Origin of the sequence: Streptomyces sp. NPDC053474 (genome assembly GCF_044544845.1) — a bacterium.
In the GTDB taxonomy this organism is placed as follows: domain Bacteria; phylum Actinomycetota; class Actinomycetes; order Streptomycetales; family Streptomycetaceae; genus Streptomyces.
In genome coordinates, this window is the sequence record NZ_JBITXV010000010.1 from 158,901 (window position 1) to 177,535 (window position 18,635).

At 75.4% G+C, this 18,635-nt stretch carries 1 protein-coding gene; it reads right to left on the reverse strand.

Going from position 1 to position 18,635, the window contains the following annotated elements; translation table 11 throughout:
* Nucleotides 1–6: 6 nt before the first annotated feature.
* Nucleotides 7–18,567 carry a non-ribosomal peptide synthase/polyketide synthase gene (locus ACIG3E_RS24455; RefSeq protein ID WP_399620172.1) on the reverse strand — a complete coding sequence of 6,187 codons (18,561 nt, stop codon included), beginning with the start codon at nucleotides 18,565–18,567 and terminating at the stop codon, nucleotides 7–9.
* Nucleotides 18,568–18,635 lie beyond the last annotated feature (68 nt).

Consider the following 18,635-nt stretch of genomic DNA (forward strand, 5'->3'; position numbering starts at 1 on the left):
CAGTCCTCACCGTTCGTCGTGGTCGCTGTCGCCGCGTGCGGCGTCTTCGAGTTCGCTCAGCACCTGCTCCTCCACCAGGTCCGCCAAGGCGGCGACCGTGCGGTGGACCAGGACGTCGCGGGGCGTGAGGGTCACGCCGAACGCGTCGTTGACCCGGGAGGCGATGAGCAGGGCGCGCAGGGAGTCGCCGCCCAGGGAGAAGTAGTCGTCCTCCACGCCCACCACCGTCTGCAGGACCTCCTCCCACAGGAAGGCGACGGCCTCCTCGGTGGGGGTGCGCGGGACGACGTGGCCGGACGTCTCCTCCTGGTCCGGTGGCGGCGCGGGCAGCGCGGCCCGGTCCGTCTTGCCGTTCTCGGTGAGCGGGAAGCGGTCGAGGACGACGTACGCCGAGGGGACCAGAGGCCCTGGCAGGGTGCGGGCGGCGAGGGTCCGCAGCTCCGCGGCGGCGGGCGGCTCCGCGTCGGGCGCGGCGAGCAGGTGGGCGACCAGGCGCGGCAGCCCCGGCTCGTCCTCGCGCACCGTGACCACGGCGTCGAGCACCGCCGGGTGCCGGACGAGCACCGCCTCGACCTCGCCCGCCTCGATGCGGTGGCCGCGCAGCTTGAGCTGGTGGTCGGTGCGGCCCAGGTAGTGGAGCTCGCCGTGGGCGTCGCGGCGCACCAGGTCACCGGTGCGGTACATCCGCGAACCGGGCGGGCCGAACGGGTCGGCCGTGAACCGCGAGGCCGTAAGACCCGGACGGTTCAGATACCCACGAGCCAAGGCCGGGCCACTCAGCCACAGCTCCCCCGCCACCCCGTCCGGAACCGGCCGCAGCCGCGCGTCCAGGACGTACACGCCCGTGTCCGGCAACCGACGCCCGATGGGCGGGGCGACGCCGTCCGCTGTCAGCGGCGCCGACCAAGTGGCGACGACGGTGGCCTCGGTGGGCCCGTAGGAGTTGACCAGGCGGTGGTGCGGCGCCCAGCGGGCCACCAGGTCGGCGCCGCAGGCGTCGGCGCCGACCGTGAGGGTCTTGAGGTCGTGCAGGGTGCCGGGCGTGTCCGGCGGCAAGGTGGCGAGCGCGGCCGGGGGCAGCAGGGTGTGGGTGATGCGTTCGGTGCGCAGGACCTCGGCCAGTTCCGCGCCGAGCAGCGGCCCGGGCGCGGGCACGACCAGGCTCGCACCGAGCGGCAAGGACATGCAGAGCTCAAGGACCGAGGCATCGAAACTCGGCGTGGCGAACGCCAACACCCGATCCCCCGGCGCCACTTCATAGTGCGCCGCCTCAGCGGCCGAGAAGCCCGCAAGACCCCGATGCGTCACCACCACACCCTTGGGCGTCCCCGTGGAACCGGATGTGTAGATCACATACGCCGGGTCGTCCAGGCGCAGCGGACGGACCCGGTCCGCGTCCGTCGGCCGATGCTCCGGTGCGCCCTGGGCCGCGAGCAGTTCGGCGACCTCGTCGGCGTCGAGCGTCACCGCGGGCGCCGCGTCGCGCAGCATCAACGCCACCCGCTCCGCCGGATATCCCGGATCCACCGGCAGGTACGCCGCTCCGGCCTTGGCCACGCCGAGCTGCGCCAGGACCATGTCGGCGGAGCGCGGCAGCACCAGGGCGACGAGGTCGCCGGGGCCCGCGCCACGGGCGATCAGCTGGTGCGCGAGCCGGTTGGCGCGCGCCTCGACGTCCGCGAAGGAGAGGGAGAGGCCCGGTGCGACCAGGGCCGTCGCCTCGGGCGTGCGGTCCACGGCTGCCTCGACCAGCGCGGGCAGCACCTCCGGTACGACCGGGGTCGGCTCGGGGCGCGCGGGCCCCCGCAGCAGCCGCGCGCGCAGTTCGGGCGGCAGGGAGTCCACCGCGTCCAGGCGCGTGTCGTCCGGCGCGGCGACCAGGGCGCGCAGGGTGTGGACGAGCTGGGCCGCGAGGGAGCGTGCGGTGGACTCCTCGAAGTAGCGGGGGTCGTAGCCGACGACGACACCCATCCGGCTGCCCGGCAGGATCACCACGGTCAGCGGGTAGTTGGTGGATTCGTGGGCGTCGAGGTCGCGGACCCGCACGCCGTGCGCGCCCGCGGTGTCGTCGCCGACCGGATAGTTCTCGAACACCAGCAGGCTGTCGAACAGCGGGGTTCCCGCGGGCAGTCCGCTGGCGGCCTGGAGGTCGGTGAGCGGTACGTGGTCGAAGCGGCGGTCCTCGGCCCGCGCGGCCTGCGTCTCGCGCAGCCACGCGGCGCACGGGGCGGCGCCGTCCACGGTGACCCGGGCGGGCAGGGTGGTGATGAACAGACCGGCGATGGTGTCGGCGCCCGGCATGTCCGCGGGCCGCCCGGAGACGGTCGTGCCGAAGCACACGTTCCGCTCGCCGCTCCAGCGGGACAGGAGCAGCGCCCAGGCGCCCTGCACCACGGTGTTGAGGGTCAGCCGGTGGCGCCGGGCGAAGTCCGCGAGGTCGTCCGTCTCGGCCTCCTCCAGGTACTCCGCGAGCCAGCTGCCGGAACGGGCCGGGGCGCCCGGGGCGGGCCTGCGGTCGTAGGGCAGCGGGGTCGGAGCGGTCAGGTCGGCGAGCGCGCCCGACCAGTGCTCCGCGGCCCGCGCTGTGTCGCGGGCCGCGAGCCAGGCGGCGTAGTCCGCGAACGGCCTGCGCTCCGGCAGCCGCGGCTCCTCGCCCCGGGAGAGCGCCGCGTGGCTGGCCACCACGTCCCCGAGGACGTGGAAGACGCTCCACCCGTCGAGCAGGGCGTGGTGGAAGGTCCACACCACGCGCACCTCGTCCGGGGCAAGGCGGATCAGGGCGACGCGCAGCAGCGGCACCCGGTCCAGGTCGATGCCGCGGGCCTTGTCCTCGGCGAGCATCCGCTCCAGCTCCGCCGCGCACGCGTCGGGTGCGAGACCGCTCCAGTCGTGCTCGGTGACGGGCACCGTGACGTCACGCCGCACCGCCTGGAGCGGGACGGGCGTCCCGGCCAGGACGACGGCGGTACGCAGCACGGGGGTGCGGTCCACGACGTGCTGCCAGGCGGCGGCGAGGACGCGAGCGTCGGGCACGCCGTCCATGACGAACGTGATCTGCTCGACGTAAAGACCCTCGGCGGGCTCGTCCATGCCGTGGACGAGCATGCCCGCCTGGGTCGGGGTGAGCGGGTAGAGGTCCTCGACGTCGCGTCCCGTGCCCACGAGGCGGTCGACGGCGGCCTGGTCCAGCGGGGCCAGGGGGAAGTCCGACGGGGTGCGGCCCCCGGCGCCGGGTTCGGCGCAGTGCCGCACGAGGGCCCGCAGTTCGTCGGTGAGCTCGGCCGCGAGCCGGGCGACGGTGTCACCGCGGTGCACGTCGCGCGAGTACGACCAGGTGAACTCCAGGCGCTTGTCCGTCACGCGCCCGATGACGTCGAGGAGGTGCGGGCGGTCCGCGGCCGTGTCCATGCCGCCCGCCAGGTCGCCGAGGGGCGCGTGCAGCAGGTCTCCGGTGGTGTTCCGGTCCTGCTGGCCCAGGTAGTTGAAGGAAATCTGCGGCAGCCCAGGCAGCCCAGGCAGCCCCGCGCCCGCGGTCGGGTGCAGATGGCGCAGGGCGCCGTAGCCGATGCCGCCGTGGGGCACCGCGCGCAGGCCCTCCTTGACGGACTTCAGCGCGGTGGCGGTGTCCGCGTCGCGCGGTACGTCGAGCGCGACGGGGAACACGCTGGTGAACCAGCCGACGGTGCGGGAGAGGTCGACGTCGTCGAAGAGGTCCTCGCGGCCGTGGCCCTCCAGGGTCACGGCCACCCGGTCCCGGCCCGTCCAGCGCGCCAGGACCCGGCCGAGGGCGTACAGCAGCACGTCGTTGACGCGGGTGCGGTAGACGCCCGGTACGTCCTGGAGGAGGCGGCGGGTCTCCTCGCTGTCGAGGCCCACCGTCACGGACTCCTCACTCGCGGCGGTGTTCGCCCCGGCGAGGTCGGTCGGCAGGGCGTGGCCGTCGGGCACGCTCCGCCAGTGGCCGAGCTCGCCGTCGAAGCCTCCGGCCTCGGTGTGCGCGGCGAGACGGCGGGCCCACGCCTGGAAGGAGGTCGTCTTCGGGCCGAGGTCCGGCGGGTTTCCCGCGCGCAGGGCCCGGTAGGCGGTGTCGAGGTCCTCCAGGATCAGGTGCCAGGACACCGCGTCCACGACCAGGTGGTGCGCGGCGAGCACCAGGACGGGCCGCCGCTCGTCGCCACAGCGGCACAGCGCGGCCTTGAGGAGCGGCCCGGTGTCCAGGTCGAAGCCCGCGCACAGGTCGTCGACGAGGGCGGCGGGCACCTCCCCCGGCAGGTCGTGCGTCTCCAGGTGGACGGGTGCGCCCGGCGCGCTGCCGTGCTGGCGGCGGGCCCCGTCGGCGCCCGCCGGGTAGCGCAGGCGCAGCGCGTCGTGGTGGTCGTGGACGGCGGCGAGGGCGGCGCGCAGCGCGGTCTCGTCAGTGTCGCTGGCGAGGTGGTGGGCGACGGCCTGGGTGAGGCGTGCCGGGTCGCCGGTGAGGGTGTCGAACAGCAGGTGCTGGACCGGCGTGAGCGGTGCCTCGCCGACGACGGCGCCCTGTTCGGCCGTCGTTCCCGCGGCGGGCAGGTCCGCCGCGGCGGCGGCGAGCTCGGCGATCGTCTGGTGCCGGAACAGGTGCCTCGGCGTCAGCGCGAATCCGGCGCGGCGGGCCGCGGCGACGATCTGGATGCCGAGGATGGAGTCCCCGCCGAGCGTGAAGTAGTTGTCCTGCGCGCCCACGTCGGGCACGCCGAGGACCTCGGACCAGATCGCGGCGAGCGCCTTCTCCGTGTCGGTGCGCGGCGGCACGCCACCGATGTCGGCCGGGGCCGACCAGGCGGGTTCGGGCAGCGCGTTCCGGTCGAGCTTGCCGCTGGCGCCGAGCGGGAGTCGCTCCAGCGGTACGACGGCCGCGGGGACCAGGTGGTCGGGGAGGGTGCGGGCGAGGAAGTCGCGCAGGGCCGCGGGGTCGGGGGCTTCGCTCCCTCGCGGCACGGCGTAGGCCACGAGGCGGCGGTGGCCGTCGCGCTCCGACACGCGGGCGGCGGCCGCGGCCACGTCCGGGTGCCCGGCGAGGGCCGCCTCCAGCTCACCCAGCTCGACGCGGAAGCCGCGCACCTTCACCTGGTGGTCGGTGCGGCCCAGGTAGTGCAGTTCGCCGTGGGCGTCGCGGCGCACCAGGTCGCCGGTGCGGTACATCCGCGAACCGGGCGGACCGAACGGGTCGGCCGTGAACCGGGAAGCCGTAAGACCCGGACGGTTCAGATACCCACGGGCCAGGGCCGGACCGCTCAGCCACAGCTCCCCCGCCACCCCGTCCGGAACCGGCCGCAGCCGCGCGTCCAGGACGTACACACCCGTGTCCGGCAACCGACGCCCGATGGGCGGCGCGGTCCCCTCCACGGTCAGCGACGCCGACCACGTGGCGACGACGGTGGCCTCGGTGGGCCCATAGGAGTTGACCAGGCGGTGGTGCGGCGCCCAGGCGGCCACCAGGTCGGCGCCGCAGGCGTCGGCGCCGACCGTGAGGGTCTTCAGATCCGGCAGGGTTCCCGGGGTCTCCGGTGGCAGCGTGGACAGCGCGGGCGGAGGCAGCAAGGTGTGCGTGATGCGCTCTGTCCGGAGCACCTCCGCGAGTTCCGCGCCGAGCAGCGGCCCGGGCGCGGGCACGACCAGGCTCGCACCGAGCGGCAAGGACATGCACAGCTCAAGGACCGAGGCATCGAAACTCGGCGTGGCGAACGCCAACACCCGATCCCCCGGCGCCACTTCATAGTGCGCCGCCTCAGCGGCCGAGAAGCCCGCAAGACCCCGATGCGTCACCACCACACCCTTGGGCGTCCCCGTGGAACCGGATGTGTAGATCACATACGCCGGGTCGTCCAGGCGCAGCGGACGGACCCGGTCCGCGTCCGTCGGCCGGTCCTCCCCCGGGCCGTCGCTCAGCAGCTCGGCGACCTGCGCCGCGTCGAGCGTCACCGCGGGCGCCGCGTCGCGCAGCATCAACGCCACCCGCTCCGCCGGATATCCCGGATCCACCGGTACGAAGGCCGCACCGGCCTTGGCCACACCCAGCTGCGCGAGGACCATCTCCACGGAGCGCGGCAGCACCAGGGCCACCAGATCGCCCGGGCCCACACCGCGGGCGATCAACCCGTGCGCCACCCGGTTCGCGCGCACCTCGGCCTCGGCGAAGGACAGGGAGAGGCCCGGTGTGACCAGGGCCGTCGCCTCGGGCGTACGGTCCACGGCGGCCTCGACCAGGGTGGGCAGCACCTCCGGTGTGACCGGGGCCAGTGCGGGGCGTCCGGGCCCGCGCAGCAGCCGCTCGCGCTCCTCCGGAGCCAGGACGTCCACCGCGTCCAGGCGGGTGTCGTCCGACGCGTCGGCCAGGAGGCGCAGCGTGTGCAGCAGCCGCGCCGCGAGGGAACGCGCGGTCGACTCCTCGAAGTGACCGGGGTCGTAGTCCAGGATGACCGACAGGATGTCCCCGGGGGCGACCACCACGTTGAGCGGGTAGTTGGTCGGCTCCACGTCGCGTTCCTGCTCGATGGCCAGGCCGTGCCGGGCCAGGGCGCCCTCGTCGAACGGGTAGTTCTCGAAGACCACGATGCTGTCGAACAGGTTCGTACCGCCGGGCACCTCGCTCCAGGTCTGGAGCTGGGCGAGGGAGACGAAGTCGTGCCTGCGGGACTCCGACTGCGCGGCCTGGAGCGCGCGCAGCCACTCCAGGAGGCCGCGACCGCCGTCGATCCGGACGCGGGTGGGCAGGGTGTTGATGAACACCCCGACCATCGAGGTCACTCCGGGCAGTTCGGCGGGGCGCCCGGAGACGGTGGTGCCGAACACGACGTCGTCCCCGCCGCCGTACCGCGACAGGAGCAGCGCCCAGGCGCCCTGCACCATGGTGTTGACGGTCAGCCCGGCCCGCTGCGCCGTCTCCCGCAGCCGCGCCGACGTCGCGGCGTCGAGCTCCGCGCCGACGGTTCCCGAGGACGACGCGCGGTGGGCCTCGGCGGGCCGCCGGTCCCTGGGGAGTTCGGTGGGGGCGCAGAACCCGGCGAGGGTCTCGCGCCAGTACTGCTCAGCCCGGGCGGCGTCCTGCCGCGACAGCCACTCCAGGTAGTCGCGGAAGGGCGCGCGGTCGGCGACCTCCGGGCGGCGTCCGGCGGTCAGCGCCGCGTACCGCTCGCACACCTCGTCGAAGACCTGGGCCGCGCTCCACCCGTCGAGCAGGACGTGGTGGAACGTCCACACCATCCGTACGCGGTCCGGCGTCAGACGGATCAGGGTGAGGCGCATCAGGGGCGCGGTGCCCAGGTCGATCCCGGCGTCGCGGTCCGCGTCGAGCAGCCGGTCCATCTCCCGCGCGCACCGGTCGGCGGGCCATCCGGTCCAGTCGTGGTGGGTGACGGGCACGGTGGCCCGGTGCCGCACGGCCTGGAGCGGCTCGGCGGTCTCCTGCCACACCAGGCCGGTGCGCAGCACGGCGTTGGCGTCGGCCGTGCGCTGCCACGCCTCGGCCAGGGCATGCGGGTCGGTGACGCCGCGCAGCACCAACTGGACCTGGTTGACGTACGTCCGCGCGTCGGGGTCCATGAGGCTGTGGAAGAGCATGCCCGCCTGCATCGGCGTCAGCGGGTACAGGTCCGCGACCGCGCGGCCGTCGCCCACGACGCGGTCCAGGGCCTCCTGGTCCACGCGGGCCAGCGGGAAGTCCGAGGGCGTACGGCCCCCGGCGTCCTCGCGGCAGCAGTGGGCGACGAGTTCGGTGAGCGCGCGCAGCATGCCGTCGGCGAGGCCCGCGACGGTCTCCTCGTGGTGCAGGGTGTGGCTGTAGTGCCAGGTGATCTCCAGCTCCCCGCCCTCGACGCGGGCGATCACGTCGAGCAGGTGCGGGCGCGCCGCCTCAGGCGCGTCGGCCCCACCGAGGCCGCCGGGCACGCCGCGCACCAGGGCGCCGCCGCTGTCGGCCGACCAGTCGAACCGGCCCAGGTAGTTGAAGCTGATGCCGGGCGTCGGCGCGGTGGTGAGCCGGTCGTCCCCGGCGAGACGCGTGAGCGCGCCGTGGCCGATGCCCCGCTCCGGTACCGCGCGCAGCTGTTCCTTGACGGACTTCAGGGCGGTTCCCCAGTCCGCGTCCGGCACGTGCAGGGCGACGGGGTACAGGCTGGTGAACCAGCCGACCGTGCGGGACAGGTCGACGTCGTCGAAGAGCTGGTCCTCACGGCCGTGGCCCTCCAGTGTGACGGCGACGGTAGAACGTTCGATCCAGTCGGAGAGGGTACGGCCGAGGGCGGTCAGGAGCACGTCGTCGACGCGGGTGCGGTAGGCACTCGGCACCTTGCGCAGCAGGTCGTCGGTGCGCTCCCGGTCCAGGCGTACGGTGACCGCGCGTACGTCGGCCATGGTGGTGCTGTCCGGTGCCGCGCCGGTGTCCAGGGGCAGGGGCGCGGCGCAGTGCCGTGCCACGTCCTCCCAGTGGGCGCGCTGGCCGGCGAAGCCGCCGGACGCGGTGCGGGCGCGCAGGCGACGCGCCCACTCCTGGACGGACGTGGTGCGCTGCGGGAGCCGTACCGGCTCGCCCGTACGCGCCTGCTGGTAGGCCGTGTCCAGGTCCTCCAGGAGGATGCGCCAGGACACGCCGTCGACGACCAGGTGGTGGACGGTCAGGAGCAGGCGCGGGCGCGCGCCGGTGAACAGGCGGGCGTTCAGCAGCGGGCCGGTGGCGAGGCGGAACGCGGCGTGCGCCTCGGCGGTGCCGCGGGCCTCGGCGGCTTCGGCGTCCATGCCGCTCAGGTCGCGGACCTCCAGGAGGTCCGGGGCCGCCTCGTCCGGGCCGGGGCAGTGCTGGTGCCAGGACCCGTCGTCGCCCTGGACGAACCGGGCGCGCAGGGCGTCGTGGTGGGACCACAGGGCCGCGAGGGCGCGGCTCAGGGCCTCCGCGTCGACGTCCGTGGCCGTCTCGACGAGCAGGCACTGGTCGAAGACCTCGGGGCGGCGCGGCCCGGGGTCGAGGAACCAGTGCTGGATGGGCGTGAGCGGCACCTCGCCGGTCACGGGGCCGGTTCCGGCGACGGCCCCGGCGGAGCCGCTGGCCGCGGCGAGGGCGGCGACGGTGGGGTGGCGGAACAGGTCGCGCGGGGTGAGCCCGAGCCCGGCGGCGCGGGCGCGCGAGACGACCTGGATGCTGAGGATCGAGTCGCCGCCGAGGGTGAAGAAGTTGTCGTCGGCGCCGACGCGGTCCACGCCCAGGAGGTCGGCCCAGATGCCGCTGAGGACGCGCTCGGCCTCGGTGCGGGGCGGGCGGTAGGCGGTGTCGCCCGCCGCCGACCAGTCCGGTGCGGGCAGTCTGCCCCGGTCGACCTTGCCGTTGGCGGTCAGGGGCAGCTCCGGCACCGTCACGAAGGCGGCGGGGACCATGTAGTCGGGCAGTTCGGCGGCCACGTGGGCGCGCAGTTCGCTCACGGTCGGCGCGGCCGTCACGGAGGCGGGCACGAAGTGGGCGGCCAGGCGCTTGCGCCCGGCGTGCTCGCACACGGACACGACGGCCTCGGCGACGCCCGCGTGCACGGTGAGGCGGGCCTCGATCTCGGCGGGCTCGACGCGGAACCCGCGCAGTTTGATCTGGTCGTCCGCACGTCCCACGAAGTGCAGTTCGCCGTCGCCGCCGAAGCGGACGATGTCGCCGGTGCGGTACATGCGGGAGCCGGGCGGGCCGAAGGGGTCAGCCACATAGCGGGCGGCGGTCGCCCCCGACTGCCCGGCGTAGCCCCGGGCGAGCCCGGCCCCCGCGACGTACAACTCCCCTGGAACGCCCGGCGGTTGGGGCTGGAGCGCGGCGTCGAGGACGTACACGCGGGTGTTGTCGAGCGGGCGTCCGATGGGCAGCACCGGGGGCAGCGGGTCACCGGCGCGGAAGGGGCGCCGGGTCGCGAAGGTGGTGGTCTCGGTGGGGCCGTAGCCGTCGACGACGGTGAGGTCTGGACAGGCGTCGAGGACGCGGCGCACCACGGCGCCGGGCACGGCCTCGCCCCCGGTCCACACCTCCCGGGCGCCGCGCAGGCACGTGGGGTCCTCCTGGGCGAGGAGGCGGAACAGGCCCGCGGTGAGCCACAGGAACCGCACGCCTCGCTCGGTGATCGCGCTCCGGACGACGGCGGCCTCGACGTCCCCGGGCGGGGCGAGGACGGCCGTCCCGCCGCGCAGCAGGGGCACCCACAGCTCGTACGTGGAGGCGTCGAAGGCGTGCGGGGAGTGCACGAGGACGCGGTCGTGCCCGGCGAAGGCGCGGTCGAGCGCCAGGGCGGCGACGTCCCGGTGGCGCACGGCGACGCCCTTGGGAGTGCCGGTGGAGCCGGAGGTGAACATCACGTACTGGACGGAGTCGGGGTGCACGGCCGGGGTGGCGGGAGCGTCCGGCGCGCCGCCCTCGGGCTCGCGGTCGGGCCGCAGCACGGTCCCGTCGGGCAGCACGTCCCGGGCCGTCCGCTCCCACTCGGCGTCCGTCAGGACGAGGTCCGCGCCGACCTCGGCGAGCATGCGCCGCAGCCGCTCGCTCGGCGCCCGGCCGTCGAGGGGGACGTAGACGCCCCCGGCGAGGGCGAGCGCGAGCTGGACGACGACCAGACCGGCCGAGCGGTCCATGAGGACGCCGACCGGCACTTCGGCCGTGACGCCGCGGGCGGCGAGCCGGGCGGCGAGTGCCGTGGCCCGGACGTCCAGGTCCCGGTAGGTGAGCCGGTCGGCACCCGCCTCCAGGGCGACGGCGTCGGGCGTGCGGCGCGCCTGTGCCGTCCACAGCTCCGCGACCGTCGCCTCGGGGAGGGCGGTGGCGGTGTCGTTCCACTCGTCGACGACCTGGCGGCGGCGGGCGGGGGTGAGCAGCGGCAGCCGCGCGGGCGGGCGCCCAGGTTCTGCGGCCATGCCGTCGAAGAGCACGGTGAGGTACTCGGCAAGGCGGGCGACCGTGGCGGCGTCGAAGAGCGCGGGGTCGTAGCCGAGGCGCAGGCCGAGTTCCGCACCGGGGTAGGCGACCAGGCTGAGCGGGTAGTTGGTGGTCTCGATGCCGTCGAGGTCGCTCAAGCGCAGCCCGTGGGCGGCGGCGAGGTCGTCGTCGACGGGATAGTTCTCGAAGACGACGATGCTGTCGAACAGGGCGGCCCGCTCGGGGAGTTCGGTGAGGGCCTTCAGCCGCGTGAGCGGCACGTGGTCGAAGCGGCGGTCCTCGCTCTGGTCGTACTGGAGGGCGCCCAGCCAGTCGGCGAGGGTGCCCTCGCGCGCCACCCGGACGCGGGTGGGCAGGGTCGTGATGAACAGGCCGGTGATGGAGTCGGCGCCCGGCAGCTCGGGCGGGCGGCCGGAGACGGTGGTGCCGAAGACGACCTCGTCCCGGCCCGCCAGACGGCTCAGGAGCAGCGCCCAGGCGCCTTGGACCAGGGTGTTCAGGGTCAGGCCCGCGGCCTTGGCCAGGTCCTCCAGGGCACGCGTCGTGGCCTGCGGCACCGTGACGCGGACCGCCTCGGTGGACTCCGCGTGGTGACTCTCGCGCGGCTCGCGGTCGTAGGGCAGCGCGGTGGCCTCGGCCAGGCCCGCGAGGCGGTCGCGCCAGTGCCGCTCGGCCCGGTCGTCGTCGCGGTCGCGCAGCCAGGCCACGTAGTCGCTGAAGGGGCGCCGCACGGGCGGCGGGTCGCCCTCGTCCGCGGAGCCGGACGGCCTCGCGTGGCGGGCGAACACGTCGGACAGGACCTGGAACAGGCTCCAGCCGTCCAGGATCAGATGGTGGAAGGACCACACCACGCGGACGGAGCTGTCGGAGAGCCGGGCCAGGGCGATGCGCTGGAGCGGGGCGCACGCCAGGTCGACGCCGCGCTCGCGGTCCCGGTCGAGCAGGTCCCGCAGCGCGCTGCCCCGCTCGTCGTCGGTCAGCTCGCGCCAGTCCAGGTGCGTGACCGGCACGGTGGCGTGGCGCCGCACCACGAGGAGCGGTTCGGGCACGTCCTGCCACACCGCGCGGGAGCGGAGCACCGGGGTGCGGTCCGTCACGTGCTGCCAGGCCGCCGCGAGGGCGGCGGGGTCGGGCACGCCGTCCAGGACGAACGACACCTGCTGGAAGTACACGCTCTGGTCGTCCTGCGACAGGCCGTGGAAGAGCATCCCCGCCTGGGTGGGGGTGAGCGCGTGGACGTCCTCGACCGCGTCGGGGTCGTCGCCCACGACGCGGTCCACGGCCGTCTGGTCGAGCCGCGCCAGGGGGAAGTCCGACGGGGTGCGGCCGCCGGTGCCGGGCCGGGCCGCGTGCCGGGCGATCCCGGCGAGGGCGTCCGCGAACGCCGCGGCGAGCTCCGCGACGGTCGCCTCGTGGTGCAGCGCGTCGGAGTAGAACCAGGTGAACTCCAGTGCGTCGCCGTCCAGCTGTCCCACGACCTCCAGCGGGTGCGGGCGCGCGGACAGCGGGTCGGCGTCCAGTTCGAGGGGGCGGAACGGTTCGCCGTACAGGCCGTCCGGTGCGTCCGGGAGCCCGAACCGGCCCAGGTAGTTGAAGCTGACCTGCGCGGTGGGCGCGGTGGGCGCCGTGCCGGGCCCGGTCAGATAGCGCAGCACGTCGTGCCCGAGCCCGTGCCGGGGCACCGCGCGCAGTTGCTCCTTGACCTGCTTGAGTACGGCGTCCCAGTCGGCGTCGGCCGGGACGGCGAGCGCGACGGGGTGGCGGGTGGTGAACCAGCCGACGGTCCGGCTGGTGTCGACGTCGGCGAACAGCTCTTCGCGCCCGTGCCCCTCGACGTCCACCAGGACCCGCTCGTGGCCGGTCCACGCGCACAGGACGCGGCCGAGCGCGCTCAGGAGCACGTCGTTGACCCGGGTGCGGTAGGTGTCGGGCAGCGTGCGCAGCAGCGCGGTGGTGTCCTTAGGGGTGAGGCGTACGGTCACCGAGCGGGCCGAGGCGTAGGTGTTGGGGCCCGCCCCGTCCGTGGGCAGGGCCGCCTCGGCGCCCGCGAGGGCGCGGGTCCAGTACGCCGTCTCGTCGGCGAAGCCGCCGTCGGCCGCGTGCGCGGCCAGGCGCTGTGCCCAGTGGCGCAGCGGCGAGGACTTGGCGGGCAGGGCCGCCGTGGCGTCGCGGCCCTCGCGGCGGGCGCGGTAGGCCAGGTCGAGGTCTTCGAGCAGGACGCGCCAGGAGACGCCGTCGACCACGAGGTGGTGGACGGCCAGGTGCAGGACGGGCGGCAGCCCCGCGCCCCGCTCGTGCAGGACGGCGCGCAGCAGCGGGCCCTCGCGCAGGTCGAAGGGGCCCAGGTGCGGCGCGTCGGCGTCGGGGCCCGTGTGGCGTGCCAGGCGCAGGCGCGGGGTCCGTTCGCCGATGTGCCAGCGGGCGGTGGTGGGGCCGTCGGGGCTCGCGGAGCCGTCGGTCACGAAGTGGGAGCGCAGCGCGTCGTGGTGGGCGACCAGGTCGTTGAGCGCGTCCTCGAGGGCCGCCGCGTCGACCGGCTCGCGCAGCTGGGCCGACAGGGTCTGGGAGAAGTGGCTGGACCGGTCGGCGGCGCTGTCGAACAGCCAGTGCTGGATGGGCGTCAGCGGCGCCGGTCCGGTGGCCGCCGCCTGGACGGGGGCGGCACTCTTGCGGCCTTCCGCGGTGTCCGCGCGGCGGGCGAGGTCGGCCACCGTCTGGTGCCGGTACACATCGCGGGAGGTGACCGTCAGGCCCTCCTGCCGGGCGCGGGCGACGACTTGGATGCTGAGGATGGAGTCGCCGCCGAGCGCGAAGAAGTTGTCGTCCGCCCCGACCCGCTCCACGTGCAGGACGTCCGCCCAGATCCCGGCGAGGAGCCGTTCGGTGGGGGTGCGCGGCGGCACGTGGCGGGTGGCGCGCCCGACGGGCCCGGGGTCGGGGAGCCGGTCGCGGTCCAGCTTCCCGTTGGGGTTCAGGGGCAGCGCGCTCAGCCCCACGACGACGGCGGGGACCAGGTAGTCGGGCAGGGCGCGGCCGAGTTCGCGGCGCACCGCGTCCGGGTCCACCCGCGTGCCCGGGGCGGGCACGACATAGCCCACCAGGCGCCGGTGTCCTTCGCTCTCGCGGGCGGCGGCGGCCGCCTGTGCCACGCCCTCGCAGCGCAGCAGGGCCTCCTCCACCTCGCCCAGCTCGATGCGGAAGCCGCGCACCTTGACCTGCTGGTCGGTGCGGCCGAGGTACTCCAGTTCACCCGCCCGGGTCCAGCGCACCAGGTCGCCGGTGCGGTACATCCGGTCCCCGGGGGCGCCGAAGGGGTCGGCGAGGAAGCGGGTCGCGGTCAGACCGGGGCGGCGCAGATAGCCGCGGGCGAGGCCGCCGCCGCCGAGGTACAGCTCACCCGTCACACCCGGGGGCTGGGGGCGCAGCAGATGGTCGAGGACGTAGGCGCGGGTGCGGGCCACGGGCCTGCCGATCGGCGGGGCCTGGTCGGGTGCGATGTCGTCGGCGAACCAGGCGGTGGCGTAGACCGTGGCCTCGGTCGGGCCGTATATGTTGGCCACTTCGCAGAACGGCATGGCCCGCCGCAGGTCGCGCACGGTCTGTGCGGGCAGGGCCTCCCCGGCCAGGACGAACGTGTCCGAGGCGATCGCCGTGTGGCCCTCGGTGAGCAGCCGCGCGATCACCGACGGCACGCCGCTGACGAGCCCGGCGCGGCGCAGGTCGGGGGCCTCGGCGAGGGCGGCGAGGTCCGCGACCACCTCGATGCTGCCGCCCGCGAGCAGGGGGCAGATCAACTCGAACACCGACACGTCGAAGTTGAGCGACGTCGAGGCGATCACATGGGCGAGGCGCTCGGGCCCGAACCGCTCCGCCACCCACTCGGCGAGCGCCGCCACGCTGCGGTGAGCGACCACGACGCCCTTGGGGCGGCCGGTCGACCCCGAGGTGTAGATGACGTACGCGGGATGGTCGGGGACGAGCGGGCGTGCCAGGTCCGCCGCCGTCAGGTCCGTGTCCCCCGGCAGGTCCGCGCCGTCGGCCAGGCAGTCCTCCAGGAGCAGCGGCTCGCAGTCCGCGGGGAGCGCGCCCGCGGTCTCGCGGCCCGCGAGGACGAGGGCAGGTTCGGCGTCGGCGAGCATGAAGCGGACGCGCTCGGCGGGGTAGCCGGGGTCGACGGGCAGATAGCCCGCGCCGGACTTCAGGACGCCCCACAGGGCCGGGACCAGGTCGGCGGTGCGCGGCAGGCACAGGGCCACCAGCGTCTCGGGCCCGGCGCCGCGGGCGACGAGCTGCCGGGCGACGCGGTTGGCGCGCCGGTTCACCTCGGCGTAGTCGAGGCGTGTGGTGCCGCAGTCCACGGCGGTGCGCTCGGGGGTGCGGGCCACCTGGGCCTCGAAGAGCGCCGGCAGGGTGCTCGCGGTGTCGTCGTGCCCGGTGCGCGCGGGCGGGTTCCAGGTCTCCAGGAGGGTGCGCCGCTCGCCCTCCAGGAGCAGGGGCAGCTCGGCCAGCGTGCGGTGCGGGCCGTCCGCCATGCCCTCCAGGAGGCAGTGCAGATGGCGGCTCATCCGGGCGACCGTGTCCACGTCGAACAGATCGGTGTTGAACTCGACGGTCAGCTCGCGGCCGCCGTCCGGGCGCGGCGCGAACTCCAGGACGAGGTCGAAGCGGGAGGCCGGGCGCGGCAGCGGGTGCTCCTCGACGCGCACCGCACCGGCCCGCGGCGGGTGGGCGGGGGCCGTCTGCTGGACCACGAGCGCCTGCACCAGCGGCGTACGGCTGGGGTCGCGGGGCGGTGCCAGTTCCTCGACGACGCGGTCGAAGGGCACCCCGTCGTGGGCGAAGGCGTCCAGGACGGTCGCGCGCACGCGTTCCACGAACCGACCGACGGTGGTGGTGTCGTCGACTTCCTCGCGCAGCACCACGGTGTTGGCGAAGAAGCCGGTCACGTCCTCCAGGTCGCGGCGCCCGCGCCCGTTGGTGACGGTGCCGAAGGCCACGTCCCGCTGGCCGGAGTACCGGGAGAACAGCACGGCCGCCGCCGCGGCGAACAGGGTGAACAAGGTCGTGCCGCGGCCCGCGGCCAGCTGCCGCAGCCGCTCGACGAGGTCCGCCGGGATCGGGTGGCGGTGCGCGGCGCCGACGGTGGTGCGCACCGGCGGCCGGGGCCGGTCGGTGGGCAGGTCGAGCTGCTGCATGCCCGTCAGACGCCGCTTCCAGTACGCGAGGTCGTCGCTGTCGGTGCCGGAGGAGCGCTGTCGCCGCTCCCAGACCGCGTAGTCCGGGTACTGGACCGTCGGCGCGGGCAGGCCGTCGGGGGCTCCGGTGGCCTCCGCGTGGTAGAGCGCGGCCAGTTCGCGGGTGAGCAGGCCCACGGACCAGCCGTCGGTGACGATGTGGTGCTGGGCGAGGAGCAGCAGGTGGTCCCCGTCGGTGACGCGGATGAGGAGTGCTCGGGTGAGGGGGCCCGTGGCCAGGTCGAAGGCGCGGCCGAGCTCCTCGGTGAGGAGCCGTTCGGCGACCTCGGCGCGCCGGGCGGCGGGCACGTGTGCCACGTCGGCCGTGCGCAGGGGCAGTTCGGCTGCCGCGCTGACGTGCTGTACGCCCTGTCCCTCGACCGTGGCGAACGTGGTGCGCAGCGCGTCGTGGCGGGCGGCGAGCCGGTCCAGGGCACGGCGCAGTGCCGCGCCGTCGAGGTCGCCGCGCAGCCGCAGCGCCACGCCGGTGTTGTACTCCGTGCCGCCCTCGGTGAGGTCGTCAAGGAACCACAGCCGCTGCTGCGCGCTGGACAGGGGCAGCGGGCCGTCGCGCGGGGCGGGCGGTATCGGCTCGGGCGGTGCGGCGGCGGACGGGTCGCCGAGGAGCGGGGCGAGAGCGGCGACGGTCCGGGCGGTGAACACGTCCCGCACCGCGAGGCGTACGCCCAGTTCCTCGGTGATCCGTGACAGCGTCCGGGCGGCGAGGACGGAGTCGCCGCCCAGGTCGAAGAAGTCGTCGTCGGCGCCCACGGCGTCGACGGCGAGGACCTCGGCCCAGATGGCGGCCAGTGCCTCTTCCCGCGGGGTGCGCGGCTGGGTCCAGCCGTCGGCGCTCTCGCGGACGGGGGCGGGCAGGGCGCGGTGGTCCACCTTGTGGTGGCTGGTGAGCGGGAGTTCGTCCAGGACGACGACGGCGGCCGGGACCATGTGCGCGGGCAGGGTGGTGGCGGTGGCCGCGCGCAGCGCCGTGGGCTCCGGGGCCTGTTCGGCGTCGGTGGGCGTGACGTAGCCGACGAGCCGCCGCCGTCCCGGGTCGTCCTCGCGCACCACGACGACGGCCTCGCGCACGCCGGGGTGGCGCAGGAGTACGGCCTCGATCTCGCCGGGTTCGATGCGGAAGCCGCGGACCTTGACCTGGCGGTCGGCGCGGCCGAGGAACTCCAGCTCTCCTTCGGCGTTCCGGCGGGCGCGGTCGCCGGTGCGGTAGAGCCGGGCGCCGGGCGGGCCGAAGGGGCTGGCGACGAAGCGGGTGGCGGTCAGGCCGGGGCGGCCGTGGTAGCCGCGGGCCACGCCGTCCCCGCCCACGTACAGCTCGCCGTCGGCGCCGGGGGCGACGGGGCGCATCGCCGCGTCGAGGACGTGTACCTGGGTGCCGGACAGCGGGGTGCCGATGCTCGGCGCGCCGCTGCCCGCGGTCAGGGGTCCGGTCCAGGAGGCGACGACCGTCGCTTCGGTGGGGCCGTAGGAGTTGATCATCCGGCGGCCGGGGGCCCAGCGGTCGACGAGGGCCGGCGGGCAGGCCTCCGCTCCCACGATCAGGGTGCTCAGGTGGCTGCCCGCGGCGCCGTGCGCCGGGTCGGGCAGGGTGGCGAGGGCGGCGGGCGGGATCAGGGCGTGGGTGATGCGGTGCTCGTCGAGGACGGCGGCGAGTTCGTCGCCGAGCCACGGCCCGTCGGGCGGCACCACGAGGGTGGCTCCGGACAGGAGGGAGCTGCACAGTTCGAGGACGGCGGCGTCGAAGCTGGGCGAGGAGAACTGCAGGATCCGGTCGCCGGGCCGCACGGCGTACTGCTCGGCGCAGCCGCGGCTGAAGCCCGCGATGCCCCGGTGGGTGACGGTCACGCCCTTGGGGGTGCCGGTGGAGCCGGAGGTGTAGATGACGTACGCCGCGTGATCGGGGCCCACCGGCCCGGGCCACCGGTCGGGCACCGGCCCGGCCGCGTCGTCGAGGACGGCGCGGACCCGGGCCGGGTCGTCGAGGACCACCACGGGTGCGGCGTCGGCCAGCATCAGCGCGCGCCGCTCAGCGGGGTAGCCGGGGTCCACGGGCAGGAAGGCGGCACTCGCACGTGTCACGGCGATCTCTGCCGCGATCAGTTCCATCGACCGCGGCAGGACGAGCGCCACCGTGCGGTCCGGTCCGGCCCCGCGCCGTACGAGGTCGGCGGCGAGGCGGTCGGCTCGCTGTGCCAACTCCCGGTAGGACCACGTCCGTCGGCCGTCGGTGACCGCGGGCGCGTCGGGCGTGCGGTCCACCCATGCGGCGAACAGCTCACCGAGCGAGGGGTGCGGGTGGGCACCGGAGCTCCCGCTTCCGCCGCCCGCGGCGGCGTGGTCGGCCGACGGCGGGTGGGTCGCCGGGGTGGGCTTGTCATGCAGGTCCGTCATGGGGGGATGTCCTTCGGCGCGGGGACGGTGCGGGTGCGCGCGGGCACGGGTTGCTCCCCGGCGGGGCA